This window comes from Chlamydiota bacterium (assembly GCA_012729785.1).
GTDB lineage: Bacteria > Auribacterota > Tritonobacteria > UBA1439 > UBA1439 > UBA1439.
Genome location: JAAYCL010000031.1, coordinates 1 through 16,503, shown reverse-complemented (window position 1 = coordinate 16,503; position 16,503 = coordinate 1). Strand labels below are relative to the sequence as shown.

The 16,503-nt window shown below is 69.0% G+C and carries 12 protein-coding genes; 11 read left to right on the top strand and 1 reads right to left on the bottom strand.

The features are described 5' to 3' along the window. Positions 1-20 precede the first annotated feature (20 nt). Together GXY35_07010 and GXY35_07005 are read left to right on the top strand one after the other, a co-directional pair. Complete coding sequence (locus tag GXY35_07010; protein NLW94322.1) at positions 21-1,019, top strand: DUF4931 domain-containing protein; 999 nt, start codon at positions 21-23, stop codon at positions 1,017-1,019. Positions 1,020-1,039: 20 nt separating this feature from the next. Beyond that, a complete protein-coding gene (locus GXY35_07005) occupies positions 1,040-2,407 on the top strand; it encodes a hypothetical protein (GenBank protein ID NLW94321.1) in 1,368 nt (455 codons plus the stop codon). A gap of 28 nt (positions 2,408-2,435) precedes the next feature. Here GXY35_07005 and GXY35_07000 read toward each other — a convergent pair whose 3' ends face one another. Next, positions 2,436-3,797 (bottom strand): NupC/NupG family nucleoside CNT transporter, encoded by a 1,362-nt coding sequence (locus tag GXY35_07000; protein NLW94320.1) that lies wholly within the window; start codon positions 3,795-3,797, stop codon positions 2,436-2,438. A 231-nt stretch (positions 3,798-4,028) separates the two neighbouring features. On the opposite strand from GXY35_07000, the gene GXY35_06995 reads away from it, so the two are divergent. The 9 genes from GXY35_06995 (at position 4,029) to GXY35_06955 (ending at position 16,348) form a co-directional block, all read left to right on the top strand. Next, positions 4,029-6,152 (top strand): APC family permease, encoded by a 2,124-nt coding sequence (locus GXY35_06995; protein ID NLW94319.1) that lies wholly within the window; start codon positions 4,029-4,031, stop codon positions 6,150-6,152. 15 nt (positions 6,153-6,167) lie between these two features. Then, complete coding sequence (locus tag GXY35_06990) at positions 6,168-6,938, top strand: hypothetical protein (protein NLW94318.1); 771 nt, start codon at positions 6,168-6,170, stop codon at positions 6,936-6,938. Between the two features lie 22 nt (positions 6,939-6,960). Further along, positions 6,961-7,581: a MotA/TolQ/ExbB proton channel family protein gene (locus GXY35_06985; GenBank protein NLW94317.1), complete on the top strand. Its 621-nt coding sequence runs from the start codon at positions 6,961-6,963 to the stop codon at positions 7,579-7,581. After that, the gene (locus tag GXY35_06980) at positions 7,578-8,012 is read left to right on the top strand and encodes a biopolymer transporter ExbD (protein ID NLW94316.1); all 435 of its coding nucleotides are present in this window, start codon (positions 7,578-7,580) and stop codon (positions 8,010-8,012) included. Before GXY35_06985 ends, GXY35_06980 begins: the two co-directional genes overlap by 4 nt. An 81-nt stretch (positions 8,013-8,093) precedes the next feature. Further along, the gene (locus GXY35_06975) at positions 8,094-9,656 is read left to right on the top strand and encodes a hypothetical protein (GenBank protein ID NLW94315.1); all 1,563 of its coding nucleotides are present in this window, start codon (positions 8,094-8,096) and stop codon (positions 9,654-9,656) included. 68 nt (positions 9,657-9,724) lie between these two features. Then, a complete protein-coding gene (locus GXY35_06970; protein ID NLW94314.1) occupies positions 9,725-10,654 on the top strand; it encodes a DUF362 domain-containing protein in 930 nt (309 codons plus the stop codon). A gap of 91 nt (positions 10,655-10,745) precedes the next feature. Continuing rightward, the gene (locus GXY35_06965; GenBank protein NLW94313.1) at positions 10,746-12,347 is read left to right on the top strand and encodes a 4Fe-4S binding protein; all 1,602 of its coding nucleotides are present in this window, start codon (positions 10,746-10,748) and stop codon (positions 12,345-12,347) included. Between the two features lie 533 nt (positions 12,348-12,880). Then, positions 12,881-14,434, top strand: coding sequence for a PQQ-like beta-propeller repeat protein (locus GXY35_06960; GenBank protein NLW94312.1), 1,554 nt, complete (start codon positions 12,881-12,883; stop codon positions 14,432-14,434). A 315-nt stretch (positions 14,435-14,749) separates the two neighbouring features. Then, positions 14,750-16,348, top strand: a complete 1,599-nt coding sequence (locus GXY35_06955) for a PQQ-like beta-propeller repeat protein (protein ID NLW94311.1) — start codon at positions 14,750-14,752, stop codon at positions 16,346-16,348. Positions 16,349-16,503 lie beyond the last annotated feature (155 nt).

Here is a 16,503-nt window from a genome sequence, read left to right as displayed (position 1 = left end):
GGACGATGCTTCGGTGCCCCATGCCTGAATTGCGGCGCAACCTCGCCACTGGCGAGTGGGTCGTGCTCGCCGCGGAGCGCGCGAAGAGGCCGGAGGAGTTCTCGCGGGGGAAAGGCCCCGGGGGACCCGCGCCGCCCGCGCGCCTGTCGACCTGCCCGTTCTGCCCGGGGAACGAGGCGATGACGCCCCCGACGCTGGCGCAGGCGGGAGAGGGCGCGGCGTGGAGGGTCCGCGTGGTTCAAAACGCCTACGGCGCCTTCTCCGCCTCGGAGAACCTCGCAGCGCGCGGCGGAGAGTACACGCGCGCGATGGGGGCCGCCGGGTACCACGAGGTCGTGATCCAGACCCCCCTGCACAACCTGCCCGAGCCGCTGTTCGAGCCCGCGCAGATGCGCGAGGTCGTGCTCCTCTACCGCGAGCGCCATCGGGCGATGGAGCGGGATCCGCGGGTGGAGCTCATCATCCCGTTCAAGAACCACGGCCCGCGCGCCGGCACCTCGCTCGCGCACCCGCACGCCCAGATCGCGGGCGTCCCGATCGTCCCGACGCACCTCGTCCACCGCATCGAGGAACCGCTCGGCTACTGGCGCGCGCGCCGCGCCTGCGTCTTCTGCCGGATGCTGGAGGAGGAGCGCGGGTCGGGCGAGCGGATCGTCGCGGAGAACGAATCCTTTTCCGCGTTCGTGCCGTTCGCCGCCGCGACGCCGTTCGAGACCTGGATACTCCCGCGGGAGCACCAACCCTCGTTCGGCGGCATCGACGACGCCGGGGCCCGCGACTTCGCGGACCTGCTCCGCCTCGTGATCCGGCGCCTGTGGGCGGGGCTCGACAATCCCGACTACAACTACGTCATCCGTTCCTCGCCCCGGGAGTGCCGCGAGGCGCCGTTCCTCCACTGGTACGCCAAGGTGATCCCGCGGGTCACGCAGGCGGCGGGCTTCGAGATCGGAACGGGGATGTTCATCAACACCGCAGCGCCCGAGGAGTGCGCCGCGTTCCTGCGGGGGGTCGGCGGGTGAGGACGGAGAGGCGGCGTTCGATGCCCAACGGCAGGGCCGCGCTGGCGCTGGCCGCCGTCTTCGCGGCGATGCTCGCCGCCTTCAACGTCGGCACCGCCCGCCTCGTCGCCTCCGGCAGGGCCGCGCGGATGGTCCACCGCGACACCATCGTCCACGGCGACGGCGCGCGCCTCTACGCGTGGCTCCGCTCCGCCTGGTTCGACCGCGACCTCGACACCGCGAACGAGCTCGAGCGCTGCTTCAACTACCCCGGGAGCCGCGAGTCGGTCGAGATCCTGAAAACCCCCACCGGCTACGCGTGGAACCACACCCCCGTCGGCTCCGCCCTCCTCTGGACGCCGTTCTTCGCCCTCGGACACGTTACCGCGCGGGGGCTGCAGGCGGCCGTGCCGGGGATCGAGGCCGACGGCTACTCGCACCCGTACGCCCTTGCCGTCGCCCTCGGCACGCACGTCTACTGCTTTTTGGGGGCGCTGCTCCTCTTCTCGATCTGCGCCCGCTTCTTCCCCCCCCTCCCCTCGCTCCTGGCCGTTTTGGCCGTCTGGCTCGCCTCGTTCCTGCCGGCGTACCTGTTCCTCTACCCGACGATGTCGCACGCCCTCTCCTTCTTCTCCGTCTGCCTCTTCCTGCTCCTCTGGCTCCGGGTCCGGGAGCGCGGCGGCCTGATCGGCTGGTGCGCCCTCGGCCTCGCCGCGGGGCTGGCGGGCCTCGTCAGGACGCAGAACCTCATCTTCCTCCTCGTCCCGCTCGCGGGCGCCGCCTCCGGGGCGCGGGACGGCGGCAAGGGGCGCGGAACGGCGAGCGCCGCCCTGACGCTCCTCTTCGCCGCGCTGGCCTTTTTTCCGCAGGCGTACGCGTGGAAGGTCTCGTGCGGTTCCTGGATCACCATCCCGCAGGGCGGGGGGTTTTTGCACTGGGGGAGGCCCGCGATCCTGAGCGTCCTCTTCTCCTCCCGGCACGGCCTCTTCTCGTGGACGCCGGCCCTCGCCCTCGGCGCGCTGGGGTTCCCGCTGTTCGTCCGCGGGGAGCGGCTCCTCGGCTGGTCCCTGCTCGCCGCCTTCCTGCTCCAGCTCTACCTGAACTCGGTCGTGGACGACTGGTGGGCGGGGACGGGGTTCGGGGCGCGGCGCTTCGACAACTGCCTGCCGCTCTTCGCGCTCGGCCTCGCGGCCGCGTTCGACTGGCTCTGCGTCCGGCGCCTCGGCTGGCTCGCCGCGGCGCTCACCGCCGCGCTCGTTTTGTGGAACGGCCTCTTCCTCTGCCAGTACGCGACGAACCGGGTGAGCCACTCCGAGGCGATCGATATGGGGAAGATGGCGCGGGGGCAGCCCGGGATGCTCGCCGACGTCGCGCGGCGGCTCCTCGCCGCCGGGGTCGCGCCGAACTGAGCCGCGCGATCTGTCCGGGCCGCCTTTGTCAGACGAAGAGGCCCGCCACGGTGCCGGTCATATAGGACGCCAGCAGCCCGCCGAACATCGCCTTCAGCCCGAGCCGCGCGAGGTCGTGCCTGCGCGCGGGCGCAAGCGCGCCGATGCCGCCGATCTGGATGGCGATGGAACTGAAGTTCGCGAAGCCGCAGAGGGCGTACGTCACGATGACGTAGCTCCGGTACTGGAGGTGGATCCCCTTCGCCGCGAGGTCGGCGAGGTGGAGGTACGCCACGAACTCGTTGATCGCGAGCCGCTCCCCGAGCAGCGTCCCGATGGTCACGCAGTCCACCCAGGGGACCCCCATGATCCAGCAGAGCGGGGCGTTGACGATGCCGAAGATCGTCTGGAGGTCGATCTTCAGCGAGGTCCCCAGGACGAGGTTGACGAGGGAGCCGACCTTCTCGACGCCGAAGTTGGCCAGACTGATGAGGGCGATGAAGGCGATGAGCATCGCGCCGACGTTGAGCGCGAGCTGGAGGCCGGTCGCCGCGCCGTTCGCCGCGGCGTCGATGATATTGGCGTTCGTCTCGGGGACGGAGAGCTTCGCGCCCCCCTTGGTCTTGGGCTCCTTGGTCTCCGGGTAGATGATCTTGGCCATCACCATCGCCGCGGGCGCCGACATGATGCTCGCGCTCATCAGGTGCCCGGCGATGTCCGGGAAGTAGTCCTTGAGCATCCCGACGTAGGCCGCCATCACGCCGCCCGCCACGGTCGCGAAGCCGCCGACCATGATGCACATCAGCTCGGAGTGCGTCATCTCCTCGACGAACGGCTTGACCACGAGCGGCGCCTCCGTCTGGCCGAGGAAGATGTTGGCGGAGGCCGAGAGGGTCTCGGCGCCGCTCGTCCGCAAACAGCGCTTCATTATCCACGCGACGAAGGCCACGACCTTCTGCATCACGCCGAGGTGGTAGAGGACCGTCATCAGCGCGGAGAAGAAGATGATCGTCGGGAGGACCGAGAAGGCGAAGTAGGCGCCGATGCTGGCGACGGCGCCGGGGAGCGGCCCCGGGGGGGCGTTGCCGGGCTCGCCCATGCCGAGCGGGACGTTGTTGTTCACGAGGTTCCCGAAGACGAACCGCGCGCCGTCGATGGTGAAGCTCAGCAGCTTGACGATGGCGTCGTTCATCACGCTGAAGAACCACTCGCCGGGGCCCATCTGCCAGCCGAGCGCGGCCTTCACGCCCGTGTTGAACGGGCTGTTCGGGAGGACGAGGACGGCGAAGAAGAGCTGGAGCAGCGTCCCCCAGACGACCACCCGGAGGCTGATCTTGCTGCGGTTGTTCGACATCAGGTAGGCGATGCCGAGGATGACTAACATCCCCGTCAGACTGATCAGTTTCTCCATTCCCCCTCTCCTTTCGTCCGGAAGCGAGTCGACGTGAAGATGATAGCGGCACGCCCCTCGCGAGGCAAGCCCTTTAAAACGGGCGCGGGCGCACGGGGCCGGCGGCGGAACCCTCCCTGTCCCATGGGGACCCTGCGATTTCGAGGGGACCCTCCGTTCCGTCTCGTCATCGAGGCGAACGCAGGGGTCCGGCTTCACGGCGCATGGGCCCGGATTCCCGCGTCCGCGGGCATGAAGGAGAAGCGCCGTCATCCCCGCCCCTGCCTTTATGCGGGAACGCCGTCGCCCCCCGTCCGCGCCCCCCTTCTTGACACCCCTCGCCCGCGACTGCTAGAATGTCCCTACATTCGCACCCCGAAAGGCACCGCGCATTTGGAACCCGGCCAATCCCTGCTCAAGCGGTTCAGGCGCATCCTCGTGGGCGCGGCCTACAGCCCCCGCGACCGGGCCATCTTCCACCGGGTCTCCCTCGTCGCCTTCTTCGCCTGGGTGGGTCTCGGGGCCGACGGCCTCTCCTCCTCCTGCTACGGGCCGCAGGAGGCGTTCCTCGCGCTCGGCGGCCGCCCGTACCTCGCCGTCTTCGTCGCCCTCGCCTCCGCCGCGACCGTCCTCGTCATCAGCGCCTCCTACTCCCAGATCATCGAGCTCTTCCCGACGGGGGGCGGCGGCTACTTCGTCGCGAGCCGGCTCCTTTCGCCGGCGGCCGGGATGGTCGCCGGATGCGCGCTCCTCGTGGACTACGTCCTCACCATCACCCTCTCCGTCGCGTGCGGCGCCGACGCCGTCTTCAGCTTCCTCCCCCCCTCCTGGTACCCCGCGCGGATCCTCTTCGCCACAGCCGGCGTCGTCGTCCTGACGCTCCTCAACCTGCGCGGAGCGAAGGAGGCGATCCTGCCCCTCGTCCCCGTCTTCCTCGTCTTCATCGCCACGCACGCCCTCGCCATCCTCTGGGCCGTCGCGGCGAACGTCGCCGCGCTTCCCGCGTTCGCACAGCGGACCGGGGCGGAGGTCGGCGGCGCCATCGGCGAGTTCGGCCTCGCGGGGATGCTCCTCCTGATGCTCCGCGCCTACAGCATGGGCGCGGGGACCTACACCGGCATCGAGGCCGTCTCGAACGGCCTCCCCATCCTGCGCGAGCCGAAGGTCCAGACCGGGAAGCGCACGATGCGCTACATGGCCGTCTCGCTCGCCTTCATGGTCCTCGGTTTGATGACCGCCTACCTGCTCTGCGGGGTCGGCGAGCAGCCGGGCAAGACGCTGAACGCGATCCTCTTCGAGCAGATCACCGCCGGCTGGGGGCGGGCGGGCTACGCCTTCGTCCTCCTGACGCTCGTCGCCGAGGCGGCCATCCTCTTCGTGGCGGCCCAGACCGGCTTCCTCGACGGGCCGCGCGTCCTCGCCAGTATGGCGCTCGACCGCTGGGTGCCGATGCGCTTCGCGATGCTCAGCGACCGGTTCGTGACGCAGAACGGCATCTTGCTGATGGGGGGCGCGGGGCTCCTCCTGATGCTGCTCACCCGCGGCTCCGTGCGGTTCCTCGTCGTCCTGTACAGCATCAACGTCTTCATCACCTTCGTCCTCTCGCAGCTCGGCATGGTGAGGCACTGGTGGCGTGCGCGAAGCGAGCGGGGCCGGATGCGCAAGCTCCTCGTCAACGGCACCGGGCTCCTGCTCTGCCTCGCCATCCTCGTCTCGGTCACCGTGGTCAAGTTCAACGAGGGCGGCTGGATCACGATCCTCGTCACCGGGACGCTGGTCATCGCGGTCTGTTTCATCAAGCGGCACTACCGGAGCACGGCGCGCCTGCTCCGCAGCCTCGACTCCCTCGTCGCGGCGGCGGAGTGCGAGAGCGTCGAGGTCGTCCCGGGGCGGGCCCCCGTCAGCCGCCCGACGGACCCGCAGGCGAGGACGGCGGTGCTCCTCGTCAACGGATTCAGCGGGATGGGCCTCCACACCCTGTTCAACGTGTTCCGGCTGTTCGGCGACTCGTTCAGGAACTTCATCTTCGTGCAGGTCGGGATGGTGGACACGGGGATCTTCAAGGGGCCGGAGGACATCCAGCGCCTTCAGGCGAAGGTGCGCGAGGACCTCGATCGCTACGTCGCCTATGTCAAGGCCCGCGGCTACTGGGCCGACGGCTTCCCGTGCCTCGGCACCGACGTCGTGGACGAGGTCACGCGCGCCGCGACGATGATCCATGCGCGGTACCCGCAGTCCGTCTTCTTCGGCGGCCGGCTCGTCTTCCCGCAGGACTCGTTCGTGTCGCGGTGGCTCCACAACCACGTCATCTTCTCCGTGCAGAAGAACTTCCACCACCTCGGGATCCCGTTCTTCGTGGTCCCCATACGGGTCTGAGAGAGGGGCACCGTCATGCTCGGCGGCATCGGCGCGAAACGGGCATTCCGCCTCGCCCTTCTGGCGCTGCCGTCCGTCTGCATCGTGGACGCGCTTTTCATCGAACCCGAGTGGGTCGCCGTGCGGCGCCTCAGGATCCCGGGGAAGAAACCGACGTGCCGCCTCGCCCACTTCACCGATCTGCACTACCGCGGCGACCGGGCGCTGCTCGAGGGCGTCGTGCGGATGCTCAACGCGTGCGCGCCCGACCTCGCCTGCTTCACGGGGGACATCGTCGAGGAGGAGCGGTACCTCGCGGAGGCGCTCGAGATCCTGCGGGGCGTCCGCGTCCCCCTCTACGGCGTCCCCGGGAACCACGACTACTGGTGCGCCGCGTCGTTCGCCCCGGTCGCGGAGGCGTTCGAGTCCACGGGCGGGGCGTGGCTCGTGGACCGGGAGGTGAAGGGGTTGGACGGGGCGCTCTCGATCGTCGGCGCGGCGGGGCACGACGCCGGCTTCATCCCCGCCGCCGGGCGCGAAAAGCGGCTCCTCCTCACGCACTACCCGGCCTTCGCCGACCTGGCGAAGGGGCACCGCTTCTCCCTCATCCTCGCCGGGCACACGCACGGCGGACAGCTCCGCATCCCGTTCTGGGGGGCCCCGTTTCTCCCGTGGGGCACGGGGCGCTACGACAAGGGCCTCTTCCGGACCCCGGCGGGCCCCCTCTACGTCAACCCGGGCATCGGGACCTTCTACGCGCCGGTCCGGATCTTCTGCAGGCCGGAGATCACCGTCATCGACTTCTGACCGAGAAAGGGAGGCGCGGCGTATGTTTCAGGGACACGGACTACTCGGGCTGGTGCGGGCGGGCGGGCCGACGATGTACCTGCTGCTCGGCTGTTCCGTCCTGTCGTTGGCGGTGATCGTGGAGCGCTCCATCTGCTACTGGATCAACTCCCCGGTCACGCGGAGGACGTTCGTCGCCGCCCTCGTCAAGGCGCTGCGGAAGGGTGGCCGCGACGAGGCCCTCGCCGTCTGCGCCAAGGTCTCCGCCCCGTTCGCGCGGGTGGCCGCCGCCGGGCTCTCGCGCCCCGGCGCGGGCGCCGCCGTCGCGATGGAGCGCGAGATCGAGCTCCAGACGATGCTGCTCGAACGCCGCATCAGCATCGTCGGCACCATCGGGAGCGTGGCGGTGTACCTCGGGCTCCTCGGGACGGTGCTCGGCATCATACAGGCGTTCGGGGACGTCTCCCAGGGCTCCGGCGAGGCGATGAACGCGGTGACCGCCGGGGTCGCCCAGGCGCTGCTGACCACCGCGGCGGGGCTGGTGGTGGCGGTGCCGGCGGTGGTGGCGTACAACTACTTCGTCCGGAGGATCGACCTGTTCGTCTCCGACATGGAGCTCTGCGCCTCCGAGGTCCGGGAGGCGATGGAGGCGGAGGAACGATGAGGCGGCGCGCGCGGGGGGCGAAGCTGATCGCGGATATCAACATCACGCCGCTCACGGACGTGGCCCTCGGGGTCCTGCTCATCTTCATGGTCGCCGCGCCGGTCATCTACCAGTCGAGCATCCAGGTCCGCCTCCCCAAGACCGTCACCGCGCAGAAACCCCCGCGCACGGTGACCGTCACCGTCAACGCCGCGGGGGAGGTGGCGTTCGAGGAGCGGCGCTACCGGTTCCCCGACGACGGCGCCGCGCTCGGCGCGCGCCTCGCCGAGGTCTCCGCCTCGGCGGGCGACTCCTCCATCGTCATCAACGGAGACCGGGACGTCCGCTACGACGCGATCGTCCAGGTCATCGACACCGCCCTCCAGGCGGGGATCAGCCGCATCATCCTCGCCACGGAGCACGAGAAGGCCGCCGCGCGGCGGGGAAGGTGAGGGGCGCACGCGCCGTTTGGGCCTTGACCCTGCGTGACGCGGAGGGTATTCTTTTTACGTTATCCACCCGAGGCCTGCACCATGCGCATACCCGTCCTGACGTTCGCCGTTCTGCTCCTGTCATCCGCCGCCGGCCTCGCGACGCCGCCGGCCGCGGAGGTCGTGAAGGTCCCTCCCCCGCCGCCGCCCGAGACCGGCAACTTCGTCTTCATGTCGCCGTTCTGCGGCTACTCGCCGGTCAACTACAATAAGAAGGTGCGCATACTCGACCGCGACGGAAAGAATTTCTCGACGCGCCCCGGCGATCTGAGCTTCCCGCTGATGGACCTGATCAACCGCGCCGGGGAGAAGATCGACATCGCCTGCTACCTGTACGGGGTCTACACCGGCGAGCACGCCGCGATCGTCAGGGCGATCGAACGCGGGGTGAAGGTCCGCCTCTTCCTCGACGAGTCGATCAAGGACAAGGACGGCGTCCCCGTCATCAACGAAGTGATCGAGAAGATCAGGGCCGACCGGTTGCCGATCGAGGCCAAGGTCATCGATCCGGTCCTCGCCGAGAAGGCGACCGGCCTCCCGTTCAAGACGATGCACGAGAAGTTCGGCGTCGTCGACGGCGCGCACGTCTTCACCGGCAGCGCCAATATCGAGATCGGCTCCAACGTCAAGTACGCCGAGGACCGCTTCTTCTTCCTCAACAACCCCCGCGCCGCGGCGGAGTACCAGGCGGAGTTCGAGCGCCTCTGGGCGATGGGGAAGTGGGTCCACAACCCGCACGACGGGGCCGACGCGCCCCCGGAGCGGGCCGCGGCCGCGCCCCCGGCCCCCGCCGCCCGCGCGGCGGGGGGCATCGAGTCGCGTTTCAACAGCGTGGAGCGCCTCGAGAGGTACGTCAAGGAGACGTTCTCCGAGGCGGTCGTGCGCGCGCAGAAAGGGGCGCCGGCGGCGATCGACATAATGACCTTCTCCTTCACCTCGCCCACCCTCGCCGACAGTTTGCTCCGCATCGCGCGGGACTACCCCTCCGTCCGCATCCGCATCATCGCCAATCTGAGCCAGCTCTTCCGCGAACCGACATCCGTGGTGCCCGACATCGAGGCGATCGCCTCGGGGAAGGTCGAGGCCTACCGCGCGGTCGCCGAGCGCCGGAGGGCGTTCATCAAGGACCCGGAGGAGCGGAACGCGTCGGTCGAGAGCGAGTTCAAGCAGGTCATGAGCGAGTACCGGCAGAAGCCGCTCCCGAACATCGAGTTGAAGTACAAATGGTTCCCCTCGTTCTCGTGGGAGCCGGCGCGCGGCAAGGCCGACTACGACCATTTCCACCCCAAGTCGAGCCTCCTCCACCACAAGGCCGCCATCATCAACGGGGAGACGCTCGTCACCGGCTCCTACAACTGGTCCAACTACGCGGAGACGAAGAACCTCGAGAATCTGCTGATCGTCCGCGGCGAGGCCGACCGGAAGCTGGTCACGGACTTCCTGGCCGAGTTCGAGGCGATGTGGAACGATCCCTCCCTCGCCAAGACGAGCGCGGAGTGCATGGAGCTCAAGGAGCGGATCTGCGCGGAACTCGAGCGCGAGCACGCGAAGGATCCCGCGCCCGGCCCCGCGGAGAGGGCGGCCGCGGAGAAGGCGCGAGACTGATCCCCGCGCGAGAGGCGAGGCGCCGGCCGCGCCGGGCCTTTCGCGCGCATCCGCCCGCGGGTGAAACGATGAACAGGCGCCAGTTCCTCTCGTGGAGCGCCCGCCTCGCGGCGGGGTTCGCGCTCCTCCCCTCCTCGAAATGGCTCCGGGCGGCGTCGGAGGCGGCGCCGGGCCGCCTCTCCTTCTCCGTCCCCCCCGCCCCCTCCCTTCCCGCGATCGCCCTCGCCAAGGGCTCCTCGCCGGGGGCGCAGGCGCGGGCCGCCGTCGAGGCGATCGGCGGGATGGGGCGCTTCGTCGCCAAGGGCGACCGGGTGGCCCTGAAGCCCAACATCTCCTGGGACAGCACCCCCGAGCTCGGCGCCGACACGCACCCGGAGATCGTCGCGGCGCTTGTGGAGCTGGCGCTGAAGGCGGGGGCGCGCGAGGTCGTGGTCTTCGACCATATCATCGAGGAGCCGCGGCGCTGCCTCGCGGTGAGCGGGATCGGGCCCGCGGCGGAGAAGGCCGGGGCGAAGGTGGTCGTCCAGGGCCCGCGCGCATTCCGCGACACCGCCGTCGGCGGGGACGTCGGAACCTGGCCGGTGATGGTCCCCCTCCTCGAGGCGGACAAGTTCATCAACGTCCCCGTCGTCAAGCAGCACGGGCTCAGCAAGCTCACCGCCGCGATGAAGAACCTCTACGGGATCGTCGGGGGGCGGCGCGGGAAACTGCACCGGAAGATCCACGAGACCATCGCCGACCTCGCCGCCTTCGCGCAACCGACGCTCGTCGTCCTCGACGCCACGCGGGTGATGCTGCGCAACGGCCCGAGCGGGGGGCGGGCGGAGGACCTGACCCACCCCGGGATCGTCGCCGCGGGGACCGACCAGGTCGCCCTCGACGCGTGGGCCGCCTCGCTCCTCGGCCTGAAGGCCGCGGACGTCGGCTACCTCGGCCTCGGGCAGAAGCGCGGCCTCGGCACCACGGAGTACGCGGCCCTCAAGACGGCCCGCGTATGAGTCCCGCGCCGCCGTGCGGGGGTCCGTCAATGATGCGGCAATCCCGGATCGCCCACGGAGGCGCGGCGAAGCGACCCGTCAATCCCCTGCGATGAAACGCTCCCGCACCGTCGTCCTCCGCCGCCTGCGGCGGCTCTCGCAGGCCGCGTTCCTCCTGCTCTTCCTCGCCCTCGTCTTCCGCGCCCGCTACGCGTCCGACGCGATGGATCTCGGCGCCCCGGACGTCGCGGCGCCTTCCGCCGCGGGGAGGTTCCTCGATTTCGACCCGTTCGCGGCCCTCGGCCTCCTCGTTTCCACGCGCGCGATCCGCCCCGCCTTCCTCTGGGCGCTCGTCACCGCCGCGGCGACGCTCCTTTTGGGGAGGTTCTTCTGCGGCTGGGTCTGCCCGCTCGGCGCGCTCAACCAGGCCTGCGGGCGTCTCGCCCCCCGGACGCAGCGCAAAGGCCGCCTCGCCCGCGCCTCGCACCTTCCCGCGCAGGCGATGAAGTACGGCCTCCTCGCCGCCCTGCTCGTTGCGGGGGCGTTCGCGTCGCTCCAGCCCGCCGCGCTGGACCCGCTCTGCATCCTCGCCCGGGGGCTCGTCTTCTCCGTCTTCCCGGCCGTCCACCTCCTCGCCGCGCGCCTCCTCTCCGCCACCGCGGACTCCGGCCTCCCGCACCTCGCGGATTCGGCGGAGGCCGCGTTCGCATTCCTCGAGCGCCGGGAACTGGTCGGCGAGATCGTCTTCCACCGGACCGCCTTGTTCACCGGCCTGCTCCTCGCCGCCGTCCTCGCCGCGAACCTCGTATGGCCGAGGGCCTGGTGCCGGTTTCTCTGCCCGCTCGGCGCCCTCCTCGGCCTCCTCTCGAAATGCTCGCCCGTGCGCCTCTTCAAAAGACACCCGCGCTGCACCACGTGCGGCCGGTGCGCGCTCCTCTGCCAGGGGGGGGCGTCGCCGGAAGGAGCGGCGGCGTGGCGGGGGCCCGAGTGCCTCCTCTGCCTCAACTGCGAGGCCGCCTGCCCGGAGGACGCGCTCGGCTTCGGCTTCCGCGAGGACGCGGACGCGCGCGGGCCCGACCTCGCGCGCCGGGCGCTCATCGCGGGCATCGGGGGCGGCCTCCTCTCGATCCCCCTCCTCCGCCTCTCCCGCGGGCGCACGAACCGCGCCCGCCTCATCCGCCCGCCGGGGGCGCTGCCCGAGCCGCGATTCCTCGCCGCCTGCCTGCGGTGCGGCGCATGCACGCGCATCTGCCCAAAGAACGCGATCCACTCGACGATCCTCGAGGCGGGAGTCGAGGGGATCTGGACGCCCCGCGTCATCCCGCGCATCGGCTACTGCGTCTACTCGTGCACGCTCTGCGGACAGGTCTGCCCCTCGGGCGCGCTGAGGCGGCTGACGCCCGAGGAGAAGAAAGGGTCCGGACAGGTGCGGCCGGTGAAACTGGGCACCGCGGTGGTGGATCGGACGAGATGCATCCCGTGGTCGCAGGGGATGCCGTGCCTCGCCTGCGAGGAGGTCTGCCCCGTCTCCCCGAAAGCCATCACCGAGGACGTCGGCCCGGGCCTCGGCCTGAATGCGGCCGGGGGCGCGGTGGGCCGTCCCGCCGTGGACACGTTCAAGTGCATCGGCTGCGGCCGCTGCGAGCACATCTGCCCGGTCGAAGGCGAGGCGGCGATACGGGTCTATTCCCTCGGCGAGTCTCGTGCGGAGTAGCCGAGACGCCGTCTGCAACTGTTTCCGCGGACGTTCGCCCGACGGGCGTCGAGAGCGCCGTCCCCGGCTACGCCGACCGGAAAAGCGTTACAGTTCGCGCGATGTACGCTCCGTCCGCCGCCTGTCACGCCTCCCGGCTTCCCCCGGCACCCCCTCAAAAATCCCCCCCCGCGGGTGATTGACCGGCGGGTATTTCGGGTATAGCATTTCCATGGTGCCTTCGCGAATGATTACGTGTGCCGCCGGGTGATCGCACCGTGAGACCCGTGCCCCTCGCGTTCGAACCTCGTCTACTGGGGCACGGTGGACAGGGAGGAGCTGACCGTAAGATAAATCCCCCGCCTGCCATAGGCCTTGCCGAATGGGCATGGCGGGCAGGCAAACCCCGATACTATCGCAGGGCGCACTTACCTGTGCCCTGCGAAGCGAGACTGCGGCATTACATCGAGTGAGGTATGTATGGTGAACGGGTGTAGCGGCGATCGCACAATGGCGGTCGAGGCGCATGGCCGTCTTAGACAGGAGGTGCCGTGGTGAAAACCGTCATCGCAGTGCTCCTTCCCCTCCTCCTCATTCTCTCCCTCGCATTCCCGGTTTCCGCCCAGCCCGCCTCGTCTGCGTGGCCGATGTTCCGGCACGACGCGCGGCACACGGGCTTGAGCACGTTCGGCGGCCCCAACGTCCCGACTCTCTCCTGGAGTTACACGACCGCTGATAGCGTATGGTCCTCCGTCGCGTTCGGGAGCGGGGGGGAGGTCTACGTGGGCTCCATGGACAACTGTTTCTACGCATTCACCCCGGCGGGTGCGCTTTCCTGGAGCTACGTGACGGGGGGGGAGATCGAATCCTCCCTTGCGGTCGGGAGCGACGGGACCGTCTACACGGGATCCGGCGACCACCGTTTCTACGCCTTCAAGTCCGACGGCATGCTCTCCTGGAGTTTCCTCGCCGATGACATTATTGCATCCTCCCCGGTGATCGGCAGCGACGGGACCATCTACGTTGGCTCAAAGGACAATTGGCTCCGGGCGTTCACGCCCGCGGGAGAAAGGATGTGGGGCAGAGGCAAGACACACGACCTGTACAGTTCCCCCGCTATTATACCCGATGGCCCGATCTGCCTGGGGACGGACGCAGGCATCATCACCGCGTGCGATCCTGCCGACGGGCTCACCTCCTGGTCCTATGCGACAGGCAGTGCTGTGTATTCCTCGCCCGCGATCGCGACCAACGGCAGGGTTTACATCGGATCGGAGAACAATTGCCTCTACGCGCTCAGGTCCACCGGCAAGCTCACCTGGAGTTATCGGACCGAAGGAGCCATCTGGTCCTCGCCAGCCATCTTGAGCGGGGCGGGGTGCTACTTCGGCTCGAATGACCACCGCCTCTACTCGCTCAACCCCAAGGGGACGCTCGACTGGAGTTATCGAACCGGCGCGGCCATAGATATATCCTCGCCTGCCTTGGGAAGCGGGGGCAGGGTTTACGTCGGCTCGCAGGACAACCGGCTCTACGCCATCAAGTCGAATGGCAAGCTCGCCTGGAGCTACGAGACGGCGGGACACGTGTATGCGTCCCCCTCACTGGGATCGGACGGAAGGATTTACTTCGGGTCGAACGACAACAGGGTCTACTGCCTCGGCCCGACGCCCACGCCGACGAGCACACCGACGCGCACGGCCACGCCCGTGCCGCCGGAGCCGACCGCGACGCCGCCGATCGACCTGACGGCGGACAAGACGGAGTACGGGACGACGGGCGCCATCTCCGTCACGGCGGACGTGTGGCCGCTCTCCGTGCCGTGCTACCCGTTCGTGCGGATCGTCATGGCCGACGGCTCGACGCTCTACTACCAGTCCGGCGTCGGGTTCACGGCCTCACCCGTTCCGTACCTGGGCTTCGAGGCGGGGACCATACTGACGGCCGAGCCCATCCGGGACTACCTGGCGCTCTCGGCGAGCTTCTCGGGCATCGCGACGGGGACCTACATACTGGAAGGCGGCGCGGTGGATATGACACAGACCACCTCCGCCTCCAACCTCGTCTACTTCGGCACCGTGGACAGGGAGGCGCTGAAGGTTCGATGAGAGTCCCCCCACGGTGTGCATTGGAGCGGAGGCTTCGGATTCCGGCCTTTGTCCCGTGTAAACAGACGGGTGAGGCGAGGAAGTCCGCAACCGCCCGTCCCGTCGCGCGGGAGTGAACAGCCCTCCCCGCGGCTTTGCGCCGCAGGAGGGAAAAATGTGCGGAGCCTTAAGGCTCTGCTCCGGAGGAGGCGCAGGCGGTCGCTCACCCGCGTTCCCTCCCCCGCCGATGGGGGACGACGGGGCTGGACGGCGCCGTCGGCGCCGAGGATGGACGCGGGTCCGCGAATCGCCCACGCCTGGAAAGGAGCCATTCGCATGAAACGCTTTGTGCCGTTCATCGCGCTCGTCCCGCTCGCCGTGTCGTCCCCCCTCCCCGCTGAGCTCGCAAACTCCGCGTGGCCGATGTTCAGGGGGAACCTCCTCCATACCGGGAGGAGCGCGTACGCGTTCCCTTCCTCCGTGGCGCTTCTATGGAGCTATCAGACCGCAAGCTGGATCTTCTCCTCGCCCGCGATAGGGACGGACGGATCCATCTACGTCGGTTCCGGCGACGCCGATGATGCGGCGGTCGACAGTCATCTCTACGCGTTCGACTCCGCGGGGACGCTCCGCTGGAGCTACCTTACGGGTTACGACGTCACATCCTCGCCCGCGATAGGTCACGATGGACGGGTCCACGTCGGCTCCGACGACAACCGCCTCTACGCCGTCGACTCCTCCGGCTCCCTCGCCTGGAGCTATCGCACCGGCGACGACGTCGAATCCTCGCCCGCGATCGGAACGGACGGCAAGGTCTTCTTCGGTTCGCAGGACTACAGGGCATACGCCGTCGAATCGAACGGCGCACTCGCCTGGAGCTACCTCACGGGGTATTGGTTCTACTGCTCCCCCGCCATCGGGACGGACGGGAGGGTGTTCATCGGCAACCACAACTCGCGCCTGTACGCATTCACCGCGTCAGGCGGCCTCTCCTGGTCTCACTATGCGACCAACTCGGCGCACTTCTCCTCGCCCGCGATCGGGACGGACGGGAATGTCTACGTGGGTGACAACGGCGACGGAGATACCTTCGGCCATCTCCGCGCCTTCGATCCCTCGGGGGTCTTCCTGTGGTCGTACCGGGCGCAGGCGCAGGTGTATGCGTCCCCGGCCATAGGCGGCGACGGAATGATCTACGTCGGTTCATATGACAACAGGTTTTACGCCCTCGCGCCGTCCGGCGCGCTCTCGTGGAGCTACGACATCGGCGAGGGGATAAGCTCCTCCGCCGCGCTGGGAAGCGACGATACGGTGTGCACGGCGGCTTGGGACGGCAAGGTGTACTCGTTCCTTTCATCCGGGACGCTCCTCTGGACCTTCGCCACGGGCTACGACATCGACTCCTCCCCCGCCATCGGGAGCGACGGAATGATCTACATCGGCTCCAACGACAACAGGGTCTACTGCCTGAGGGAGGAACCGACGCCCACCATCACGCCCACCCCGACGAGCACGCCGACGCGCACGGCCACGCCCGTGCCGCCGGAGCCGACCGCGACGCCGCCGATCGACCTGACGGCTGACAAGGCGGAGTACGGGACGGCCGACTCGATCTCCGTCACGGCGGACGTGTGGCCGCTGACCGTGCCGTGCTACCCGTTCGTCCGCATCCTGATGGCGGACGGCTCGACGCTCTACTACCAGTCCGGCGTCGGGTTCACGGCCTCGCCGGTGCCGTACCTCGGCTTCGAGGCGGGGACCATACTGACGGCCGAGCCCATCCGGGACTACCTGGCGCTCTCGGCGAGCTTCTCGGGCATCGCGACGGGGACCTACATACTGGAAGGCGGCGCGGTGGATATGACGAAGACCACCTCCGCCGACAACCTCGTCTACTTCGGCACCGTGGACAAAGAGGAGCTGAAGGTAAGATAAATCCCCCGCCTGCCATACGCCTTGCCGGATGGGCATGGCGGGCAGGCAAACCCCGATACTATCGCAGGGCACACTAACGTGTGCCCCGCGAAGCGAGACTGCGGCATTGCATCGAGTGAGGTGCTTCCATGAAGAGGCGGGGCATCGCACGTAAC